The organism is Alishewanella sp. HL-SH06 (assembly GCF_052656265.1).
In genome coordinates, this window is the sequence record NZ_CP199752.1 from 2,924,692 (window position 1) to 2,934,488 (window position 9,797).

At 46.5% G+C, this 9,797-nt stretch carries 10 protein-coding genes; 1 reads left to right on the forward strand and 9 read right to left on the reverse strand.

What is annotated here, in order from left to right; genetic code table 11:
* Window positions 1-259 precede the first annotated feature (259 nt).
* A complete protein-coding gene (locus tag ACUJFK_RS13580; protein WP_445425213.1) occupies window positions 260-607 on the forward strand; it encodes a hypothetical protein in 348 nt (115 codons plus the stop codon).
* Between the two features lie 339 nt (window positions 608-946).
* Here ACUJFK_RS13580 and tnpC read toward each other — a convergent pair whose 3' ends face one another.
* From tnpC to ptsP, 9 genes are all read right to left on the reverse strand, one after another.
* Window positions 947-2,476 (reverse strand): IS66 family transposase, encoded by a 1,530-nt coding sequence (gene tnpC, locus ACUJFK_RS13585; protein ID WP_445425214.1) that lies wholly within the window; start codon window positions 2,474-2,476, stop codon window positions 947-949.
* A 49-nt stretch (window positions 2,477-2,525) separates the two neighbouring features.
* Window positions 2,526-2,873, reverse strand: a complete 348-nt coding sequence (gene tnpB, locus ACUJFK_RS13590; RefSeq protein WP_445425215.1) for an IS66 family insertion sequence element accessory protein TnpB — start codon at window positions 2,871-2,873, stop codon at window positions 2,526-2,528.
* The gene (locus ACUJFK_RS13595) at window positions 2,870-3,244 is read right to left on the reverse strand and encodes a transposase (RefSeq protein WP_445425216.1); all 375 of its coding nucleotides are present in this window, start codon (window positions 3,242-3,244) and stop codon (window positions 2,870-2,872) included. The genes tnpB and ACUJFK_RS13595 overlap by 4 nt, the downstream gene beginning before the upstream one ends.
* Before the next feature lie 148 nt (window positions 3,245-3,392).
* On the reverse strand, window positions 3,393-4,088 hold the full coding sequence (locus ACUJFK_RS13600) for a FlgO family outer membrane protein (protein WP_445425217.1): 696 nt from the start codon (window positions 4,086-4,088) through the stop codon (window positions 3,393-3,395).
* A gap of 76 nt (window positions 4,089-4,164) precedes the next feature.
* Window positions 4,165-4,827 (reverse strand): FlgO family outer membrane protein, encoded by a 663-nt coding sequence (locus ACUJFK_RS13605; RefSeq protein WP_445425218.1) that lies wholly within the window; start codon window positions 4,825-4,827, stop codon window positions 4,165-4,167.
* Entirely contained in the window at window positions 4,824-5,444 is a 621-nt protein-coding gene (locus ACUJFK_RS13610) for a FlgO family outer membrane protein (RefSeq protein WP_445425219.1), read from the reverse strand. Before ACUJFK_RS13610 ends, ACUJFK_RS13605 begins: the two co-directional genes overlap by 4 nt.
* A 339-nt stretch (window positions 5,445-5,783) precedes the next feature.
* The gene (locus ACUJFK_RS13615; protein WP_445425220.1) at window positions 5,784-6,632 is read right to left on the reverse strand and encodes a thymidylate synthase; all 849 of its coding nucleotides are present in this window, start codon (window positions 6,630-6,632) and stop codon (window positions 5,784-5,786) included.
* On the reverse strand, window positions 6,629-7,441 hold the full coding sequence (lgt, locus tag ACUJFK_RS13620; protein WP_306177984.1) for a prolipoprotein diacylglyceryl transferase: 813 nt from the start codon (window positions 7,439-7,441) through the stop codon (window positions 6,629-6,631). Before lgt ends, ACUJFK_RS13615 begins: the two co-directional genes overlap by 4 nt.
* 72 nt (window positions 7,442-7,513) lie before the next feature.
* The gene (gene ptsP, locus ACUJFK_RS13625; RefSeq protein ID WP_445425221.1) at window positions 7,514-9,772 is read right to left on the reverse strand and encodes a phosphoenolpyruvate--protein phosphotransferase; all 2,259 of its coding nucleotides are present in this window, start codon (window positions 9,770-9,772) and stop codon (window positions 7,514-7,516) included.
* Window positions 9,773-9,797: the final 25 nt, after the last annotated feature.

Below are 9,797 nucleotides of genomic sequence, written 5' to 3' on the forward strand. Positions count from 1 at the left end.
TTTAGTTTTAGTTTTCATAACATCATAAGAACATACAGTAAGCTTTTAAACATTAAGCTACTTTAGTCACGATATCTGCATCAAAAATGGTTTCACCCCTTCTGAACGTCCATTTCAACCACTCAAAACGCTACTTATTTTCACAAAATAATTCTATACATAAACCAGAAAAAAACCAAATAATTAATAATTAATGGTAATACTTTACACATCTCACATTTTTATGTAGGTTTAATTTTTATACTTAAAAGGATTTATAATGAAAAAAATAAGCTTTATTTCGGCATTTTGCATACTTGTATTTGCCCAACTTAGCACAGCATCTGCAACAACATTTATAAAAGGTTATGCCTGCGACAATTGCTCATTACAGCAAGCTGAAAATATTGCTCGAACACGCGGTGCTCCATTGGTTAATTGTGTGCCAACTGGCAACAATGATGTGATAAGCATTGATGAACATGCTTGTTATAGCTCGCCCCAAAAATTTATTATCTTTGATTTAGCTACAAATACGACCTATCCATTTCAAATGTCTCACAGCAACCAAGGTAGTTCAAACTGGGATTTGATTCTCAATTCAAACCCAACAACCTTAACAAAGTAAGCGTCTGGTCGTTACAGGTTGATGTTTAATGCCGATTAATGCACTGGTTATTTGAGGTGCTCTCAGCGCACTATTTTGTTTCAGCAGTGAAACCGTAGAATGCTATTTTGGGGCGCTACTTTATATTAACGTTGTAACGGTAGCATAATTGTAGAATGCCATTTTTTTGGCCCTGCTATATATTACCGTTATAACGGTAGCATATTTTTCGCTATACCTTACGTGAGTCCGTGTCCGACGACGTATGTGCATCTGGATGTTCTGATTTTAAGTGTTCGGCGAACACAGAGTAATGCGCTAATTTAAGTGTCCACTTAATTTTAGTGGACACTTATTATCTTAAATTGCGTCACCTGGCTGTGTGGTTAAATCGATATTCCAGGGTAACAACTCATCGACACGATTGATGGGGTGATTGCAGATGCGCTTGAGTACCGTGGTCAGGTAGACATTTGGATTGATGTCATTGAGTTTGGCGGTGCCGAGTATTGAGTACAACACGGCAGCCCGCTCCCCTCCGGCAGCTGAACCAGCAAACAAGTAATTTTTCCTGCCCAGGGCGATGGGCCGCAATGAGCGCTCTGCACTGTTGTTATCAATCTCAGCATAACCGTTATCCACATAGGCAACCAACGCCTCCCACTGCTTCAGGGCATAGTGGATTGCCTTGGACAGCGGCGAGCCTTTCGATAAGGTGCGCAATGTTGTCTGTAACCAGATATGGAAGCGCTCAAGGATAGGCTTGGCATGTATGCCCCGGATGTGTTGTCGTTCATCCGGTGGTTGGCCGCGCGCCTGTTTCTCAATCACATAGAGGGATTGGATAGCGGTTATCGCTTCATCAGCTAACGGCGAAGGGCCTGTTTGGGTGATGTCATAGAACTTCCGCCGCACGTGTGCCCAACAACCGTGCTGGGTTATTTGCCGTTGGTATAATTCGTTGTAACCGGCATAAGCATCGGCCTGTAGTGAGCCTTTGTAGCCTTTTAAATGCGCCGTGGGATGGATGCTTTTACGGTCTTCACTGTATTGCAGCCAAACCGCTGGCGCTGTGGTATCTCCCCAGGGGCGACCATCACGCACATAAGTCCAGTAACGTCCGGTTTGGGTGCGGCCTTTACCGGGTGATAGCGTCGGTGCGGTGGTGTCATCGGCATGCACGTGGTTGGCAGCTTTCACATGGCGTCCGATGGCATCAGCCAGTGGCGTGAGTAAGGCGCCAGTTTGTCCTACCCAGTTTGCCAGAGTAGAGCGTTCAACATCAATCCCTTCACGTTCCATCTGCTCAGCCTGGCGGTACAGCGGTTGATGGTCGAGGTATTTATCGACAATAACCTGTGTGAGCAACGCTGCACTGGCCAGTCCTTTTTTAATCACACGCTCAGGCGCTTGGCCTTGAACCAGTGTGTCGCAGTGCTGGCAGCTGAATTTAGGGCGTACAATACGGATAACCCGATAAGAGGCCGGCACCACATCCAGCATTTCAGAAACATCATCACCGATATGGGTTAATTCGCCCTGACATGCCGGACACTGGCAAGCCGTTTCAACACGAAGCTCTTCTCGCGGCAATTGTGCAGGCAGAGAGGCGCGCCGACGGGGCGTGGCTTTGTTCTCTTTTGCTGGTGCGGCTAGCTTTGGTAAGGCTGCAGTTTGCATCTCAAGCTCTTCAAGCTGTAATTCCAACTGATGAATTTGCTTATCGATATGCTCGGACGAACGTCCGAAGCGAGCACGTTTTAATACGGATAACTGGTGGCGTAACGAGGCAATAACGGTATCCTGCTGGGCAAGCGTTGACTGCAGTTGAAGGATAATTTCCTGCAACTGTTTTGGGTCATTGGGTAAGGAAAATGCCATCGTTTTCATGCGCCGCATAATAACACAAAATGCCAGCTAACTCATTGATTAAATGCATTTATGCAGCATTTTTTGGTGTGTTTTTTCTGGCAGGCGGGCGCCAGTCTAAGCCTTCCAGCAACAACGCCAATTCGGCCTGCGTTAAGTGCACTACACCGGTTTTTGCGGTGGGCCACACGAACCGCCCTTGCTCCAGGCGCTTGTAAAACAAACACAACCCCTGACCATCCCACCATAGCAGTTTAATCCGGTCCCCACGCCGCCCTCGAAACACAAACACATGCCCACCAAAAGGGTCTTTTTGAAGCACATGCTGCGCCATAGCCGCCAGACCATCGAAGCCCTTGCGCATATCGGTGTAACCGGCACACAGCCATACACGCAGTTCATGGGATAAGGTAATCATGACAACGCCGCCACCAATTGCTGCAACATACCCGGTGTTGCCTCATGCAATACCAGTTGATGACCACTGCGAAACGACACCGTTATGGCTGGTTTATGGAGCACCGGCACAGCTTCAATCGCACTGACACTGACAGGAAGGAATGGCATGGGAGCCGCTGACGTATCCACTTCACCTTTAGCGCGCCTGACCCACAATGCATTACCGAGGTTAACGTCTCGGATCCAGCGAAACACTTGGTTGGTATTGACATCATATTTGCGCGCTAATTGAGATACTGAAAGGGTTTGTTCTTTCGATTCCTGGACGATCTGCCATTTTAATTCGGGGGAAAAGAACCGACGTATATCGGGTTGTTTTAAAGCAGGCATACATAACTCTCATTGTTGGCAACACAGAAAGATATGATGCGTGATCAGTCAGCAAATAAAAGATGTGATGGCCGGACGCTTACAGATGCCAGTTTGTCGATAGAGAAAACAGAGTGATAACAACGCCAGCCCTCGAGGCTGGCAGTGTTTAACGGGTAATGCCCGGATAAAGCGAGCTGATGACAAAGTGTGGAATGAGCAATTGCGAACTGGCGGCCACGACCTTGCTGTGAAAATTGATGATGCGGGCGTTCACCATGATACCGCGTGGCGTGAAGATCATCGTACCCGATAAGACAAAATCAATTTGCTGCATCATATCGAGTTTTGCGTGATCACGGCTAAATACAAAATCGCCATTTCGGGTAATTTGGATATCGCGCGTGGTTTTAAAATCGACTACTTGTAAACCAAATTGCTGCAGTTGGTGAATAAAGCCTTCTGCTAACTGATTGCCAACGATGTTAGTTCGATTTAACTCACCATCTAAATCGACAAAAGAGGCAACCGCGATGCGAGATTCTGTTGGGAAATAATGAAAGTTCTCGACCAGCTGCATCGCCATTTGCGCCACATAATCGTTGAGCTGCTTATTCGATTGTAAACTGGTGACATATTGATAAGGTACTGACCAGCCTTGCTGCCGATCAGTATTCATTGCTTTAGCTGACGGCTCAGGTCGAATCGTATTGCTTTGCTCTGCACCATGAGATGGCGCACGCACCTCAGAATTACAATGACCACTGGTATCGCAAGGTATGTAAGCTTGCTGACTTTGATGATGCGTTTGGCAGCCCAGCAACAGCGCTGCCCAACTGAGCAGCAGCAGGTTCTTCTTTATCATGGCGTTCTCCTAAAAACTGACATAGCATGTCAGTTCTTTATCGACCCATGCAAGTCTTTCTTTAGCGCCAAAGGGGTTAACCCTGCTTTAATTTTAATGTGGCATCGCCATGCTGCTGCAAAATCGCATTATAGACTGCTGCAGGCACAAAGGTTCGCGCCGCAGAGATCACTCTTTTGCTATCAATTTGAATTAAACGCGCATTGAGCATAATGCCAGCTTGATGCAGCGTGGCGGTGCCGGTCACAACATACTTAATCGGTAACTCTGCAGAAAGCTCATTAAAATCACGGCTGAGTACGAAATCACCTTGTGGGGTGACACGAATATAATCCGTGACTTTATAATCTAATACTGGCACACCAAACAAATGCAAATCGTAAATAATCGCCTCGCTTAAATGATTGGTAAACACTGAACCTTGCTGTAAATCGGTATCAATAAACGCCAAATCGGTTACCGCCACCATCGCATTCTCATCGGCATTATGGTGATTGGTCATCAACTCTTGTACTAAATTACGCGCATAATTATCCAGCGTTACCACGGGGGTTTGCCGATAGTGTTGTGTGACCGATTGCGGTTCAAAGGCTTGTTGGTTGGCAATGCGCTGCTCTCGAGCCAGCTCTCCCCGCATCGTCACCGCATTCTCTGGCACAATTTTCGGCTGTTTAGTTGCCTGTTGTACGCAAGCGGTTAAGCTAAAAGCAACAACAGCACTGATAACAAAAGCTCTCATGGTTTCTCTCCGATCCGATCACTACGGAATAAATAATTACCGCGTTTTTGTATTTTATCTGGGCTCCACATCACATTGTGTGGCACAAAATCGGTGGCAGCGGCGATCACTTGTTGATTATCCAGCTCAATCAAACGTACATTAACCACTAAACCATCTTCTTGCACGGTATAGGTGCCGGTTAATAATGCTCTGGCACCATGCTGTTGGCGTAACGCCGATATCTGCCGAGATAGCGCTTGCTCATGATCGGTTTGCAATAACAATTCTTGGCGTAAGCGCAGATCTACAGCGACAAAACCTCGTTGCACCGCTTCGCTAAGCATACTTTCAGCAAGTTGATTCGCTAAATCAATTTCTTGCTCACTTAATTGCGCCAGGCTCAGTTGTCGTGTCGGTAGAAAACTGCTGACCGCCAACGGGCTGCGAAAGTGCTCACTACTGATCGACGCAAACAGTGTTTGTGCTAAACGATGCGTGTAAAAATCTAGTGGCCGTGCACTCAAACCAACGGCAGAAACTTGCCGTAATGGCATTTTGACAGTGGGTTCAGGCTCTGCTTTTTGCGCGCAGCCACAAAGCAGCAGCAATAATGCGCTGGCAAGAAGATATTTCATGATCACCTCATCCTGGTCGATTACTGTTTTAAAGCAAAAACCACGCCAGAAATTAAGTTGGGTTCTTGACGCTAAGGTGTATTAAGCGAAATACCAGAGCTTGTTGACAATAAGTGTGAAATTGCGACTATCGCTAGGTGTGATTTAAGACGACGAGATGTTATTGCCGCACCCTACAGACTTTGACTAAAAAATAACTCAGCATTACGCCAAGTTAAGTTAGTTAAGCAAATCGCGTTATGCTAAATACTCAACTGCTCGGCATTATGCATAACGCTGCCAATGCACAGCGTTATGCTGTTTGCCTACTATCGCCAAAGCCGCAGCAAGGTTTAGCAATTAAACACTGAACGGGTATTTAATGGCTGGATGCGATTGATAACCTTCTAAGGTAAAGTCATCAGGAGTGACCCATTGCTCAATATCGGCGAGTGTTTTGATATTGGGGTTAAGGTGTAATTTCGGCAGCGGGAACGGCTCACGGAGTAGCTGCTGTTTTAATAATGGTAACTGATTTTCGTAAATATGCGCATTAACGATTTTATGATAAACCTTGCCAGGCTTATGCCCGGCAATTTGCGCGATTAAAGCCAATAACACAAAGCATTGTACTTGATTAAAGTTCAGACCCAGAGGCACATCACAGCTGCGCTGGTAAGAAGTCAGTGATAAAGTATCACCAAGTAAACTGAAGGTATGCGTGTGCATACATGGCCGTAAGCAGCCTAATTCAAACTCACCTGGGTTATAAAAAGTCAAAATTTCGCCACGATCATCAATCCCTTGCGATAAGTTGTGAACGAGTTTTTGTAACTGATCTAAGCGCGAGCCATCAGGCTTCTGCCAGCCACGCCCTTGCACGCCATAAACACGGCCTAAATCATCAACCCCTTTGCGGGCGGGATTATTTAACCACGCTGCATTTTCGTTGGCATTCGCATTCCAGGTGTTACAGCCCAGTTCGCGAAACTGCGCAGCATTGTCATAACCACGAAGATAACCTAATAATTCGGCGATGGCGGCTTTATAGTAACTTTTACGCGTGGTTAATAACGGAAACTCATTCGCAGCGACATTGTATTCAAGATCAGCATTGATCACCGTTAAGCAGCGAGTACCCGTGCGTTGGTTATCAACCCAAACCCCTTCATCAATAATGCGCTGACAAAGTTTTAAATACTGCTTCATTGGCTACTCACTCCTGACGCTCTGCCTTGCTTGAACGAAAACACCATAATCCCGATGCCGGCTAACATCATGGGTAAGCAAAGCCATTGCCCCATGGTCATGCCAAGTGATAATAAGCCCAGATGTGCATCAGGCTCACGGAAGAATTCAACGGTAAAACGTGCCAAACCATAACCTAACAAAAAGACTCCACCGACCACACCAACCGGTGGACGCAAGCGTCGCACAATTAGAATAACAATAAATAGTAATAGGCCCTCTAACGCCACTTGGTAAAGCTGCGATGGGTGTCGGCCCAACGCACCAGCGCCCGGAAAAACCATCGCCCAAGGCACATCAGTAGTACGGCCCCACAATTCGCCATTGATAAAGTTACCAATTCGCCCAGCCGCTAAGCCCAGTGGTACCAAAGGCGCCACAAAATCGCCCAGCGCTAGGTAAGCTTTTTGATACTTACGTGCAAACAAGGCCATCGCAGTGAGTACACCGATTAAACCGCCATGGAATGACATGCCGCCTTCCCAGATCCGAAATAAATACAAGGGATCGTTGAGCACAGTGGCAAAATTATAAAATAAAATATAGCCAACACGACCGCCTAACAGCACCCCCACAAAACCGTAAAACAACAGATCACTAACCTGTTCGCTGTTCCAACCTGAACCCGGTTTAGCTGCAGCACGATTCGCTAGCCAATAGGCTAAACCAAAGGCTAACAAATACATCATGCCGTACCAATGAATTTTAACCAGCCCCAGATCGAGTAAAACCGGATCGAGATTAGGAAAGGGTATTGCCGAACTTGTCATAAACTTCCTTAATTACTGACGACTGCAGTGGCAGTGACTTTACAATGAAATTAGATTATCAGGCTGGGATATTTAGGCTCTAAGCTGCGTTAACAACTGTTTATGCTCTAAAAAGCGTTGCACTTCTGCTCGTATTTGTTTGGGTGAATGGCACTGCAACACCTCTGTGAGTAATTGCTGTAATTCGGCCAACTCAACCCGCCGTAACAACCATTTTATGCGCGCTAAATTACTGCTGTTCATACTAAAGCGCCGAAAGCCCATCGCAGCCAGTAACAACACCCCGGCGGGCTCGCCACCCAACTCACCACAAATACTAATAGGAAAGTGGAGCGCCTGAGCATCTTGCCCTAAACGGTATAACGCACGAAGTACCGACGGATGCAAAGCATCATACAAATTCGCTACTCGTGCATTGTTGCGATCAACAGCTAACAAATATTGGGTTAAATCGTTAGTACCCACCGAGCAAAAATCAACTTTTGCCGCAAGTTCTGGCAGCAAGTACAAGGTTGAGGGTACTTCAATCATCACGCCAATTTTTGGCAGCGGTAAAGTGATTTCTAACTCATCACTTAACTCAAAACAAGCTTGCTTCACCAAACGAATGGCTTCATCCACCTCGTGCAAATCGCAAATCATCGGTAGTAAAATATGCAAATTATCATGGTCGATATTAGCGCGGATCATGGCGCGAATTTGCACCAAGAAAATCTCTGGATGGTCTAGGGTTAATCGGATACCGCGCCACCCCAAAAAGGGGTTCTCTTCAATAATACTAAAATAAGGCAGTGCTTTATCCCCACCGACATCGAGCGTGCGCATAACGACGGTTTTACCGGGATAACTGCCTAGCACTTGCGCATATAAATCGACTTGGTCTTGTTCTGTCGGAAATTGGTCACGAATGATAAACGGAAATTCTGTGCGATAAAGCCCTACGCCATCCGTGTATTGGGCGTGGACATTTTCTAACTCAACGGCTAACCCCGAGTTCACCATAAACTTAAATTGCTCACCACATTTTGAAGCCGATGGTAAACTAATTTCTTCCATATAACGTGCATTTAGCGCAACGTCTTCAGTGATAAGCCGCTGATATTCATGGCAGAGTGCTTCAGAGGGTGATAACAAAATATGACCTTGGTAGCCATCTACAATCACGCGCTGCGCATGCCAGTGCAACAACGGTAACTCACTCACCCCCATCACGGCTGGGATCCCTAAAGCGCGAGCCATAATAGCGGCATGCGAGTTTACGGAGCCTCGCAGTGAAACCACAGCAACTAATTGCTCACGTGGAATTTCGGCCAGCATAGTCGCCGTAACTTCATCAGCCACCAATACCACTTTATCGGGTAATTTAGCGCGGCGTTGTTCGGTATCCAATAAATTATTGAGCACCCGTTGCCCCAGATCACGAATATCTAAACCGCGCTCTCTCAGGTAAGGGTCATCCATGTCATCAAACTGCCGGGCAAAACGCTCTACCACGCGTTTTAAAGCACTTTTGGCACACCAACCATCGGTAATTTGAATTTCGATTTCGCGTCCCAAGCTGGCAGCGTCAAGAAGCTGATGATAGACATCAAAAATAGCTAATGCATCGGCCGGTAAATGGCTCGACATGCGCTCTGCTAAACGATTAAATTCGGCTTTGGTGATTTTAACGGCCCGATAAAACAAGGCTAATTCTTTTTCTGGATCTTCGGCGCGCTTTAACGAAATAGCAGCAAAGTCACTGGCCGGCTGCGCAACATAGGCTTCACCAATGGCCATCCCAGGGGAACCAGGTAAACCATGAAACTGTGAGCCTTGCTGGCTAAAAGGGGTAATTCGTGTCGCCGCATCACGCATTTCAGCATTAGCTAACACCGAAGCAAGTTGCACGCCCAGTGTTACCAGAAAGGATTCTTCATCTTCGCTAAATACCCGTTCAGCCGCTTGCTGAATGGTTAATACACCCAGCACTTTGCGATGATGGATAATGGGGCAACCTAAAAAGGCCGAGAAGCTATCTTCACTGACTTCAGGGGTGACTTTAAAGCGAGGGTGTAAATGGGCTTGTGCCAGGTTAATGGGCTCTTCACGCTGCCCCACCCAGCCAATCAGACCTTCGGAAAAACCAATAGCCACTTTACCCACAGCATCTTGATTTAAGCCGTCAGTGGCCATCAACATAAAATGTTGTTGCTTATAATCTGCCAAATAAACCGAGCAACACTCGGTTTCCATGGCATGCTTAACGCTACTAACCAAGCCAGCCATAGCTTTGTTTAGTATCGGCTCTTGTGCCACATCCTGAACAATTCGCCGCAGCTGGCCTAGCATAGTAACCTCATTTCACGTGCAGGTT

What these genes read in the sequence shown, in the direction of transcription:
- ACUJFK_RS13580 (WP_445425213.1), top strand. Translation starts at nt 260, where the DNA reads ATGAAAAAAATAAGCTTTATTTCGGCATTTTGCATACTTGTATTTGCC.
- tnpC (WP_445425214.1), bottom strand. Translation starts at nt 2,476, where the DNA reads ATGAAAACGATGGCATTTTCCTTACCCAATGACCCAAAACAGTTGCAG.
- tnpB (WP_445425215.1), bottom strand. Translation starts at nt 2,873, where the DNA reads ATGATTACCTTATCCCATGAACTGCGTGTATGGCTGTGTGCCGGTTAC.
- ACUJFK_RS13595 (WP_445425216.1), bottom strand. Translation starts at nt 3,244, where the DNA reads ATGCCTGCTTTAAAACAACCCGATATACGTCGGTTCTTTTCCCCCGAA.
- ACUJFK_RS13600 (WP_445425217.1), bottom strand. Translation starts at nt 4,088, where the DNA reads ATGATAAAGAAGAACCTGCTGCTGCTCAGTTGGGCAGCGCTGTTGCTG.
- ACUJFK_RS13605 (WP_445425218.1), bottom strand. Translation starts at nt 4,827, where the DNA reads ATGAGAGCTTTTGTTATCAGTGCTGTTGTTGCTTTTAGCTTAACCGCT.
- ACUJFK_RS13610 (WP_445425219.1), bottom strand. Translation starts at nt 5,444, where the DNA reads ATGAAATATCTTCTTGCCAGCGCATTATTGCTGCTGCTTTGTGGCTGC.
- ACUJFK_RS13615 (WP_445425220.1), bottom strand. Translation starts at nt 6,632, where the DNA reads ATGAAGCAGTATTTAAAACTTTGTCAGCGCATTATTGATGAAGGGGTT.
- lgt (WP_306177984.1), bottom strand. Translation starts at nt 7,441, where the DNA reads ATGACAAGTTCGGCAATACCCTTTCCTAATCTCGATCCGGTTTTACTC.
- ptsP (WP_445425221.1), bottom strand. Translation starts at nt 9,772, where the DNA reads ATGCTAGGCCAGCTGCGGCGAATTGTTCAGGATGTGGCACAAGAGCCG.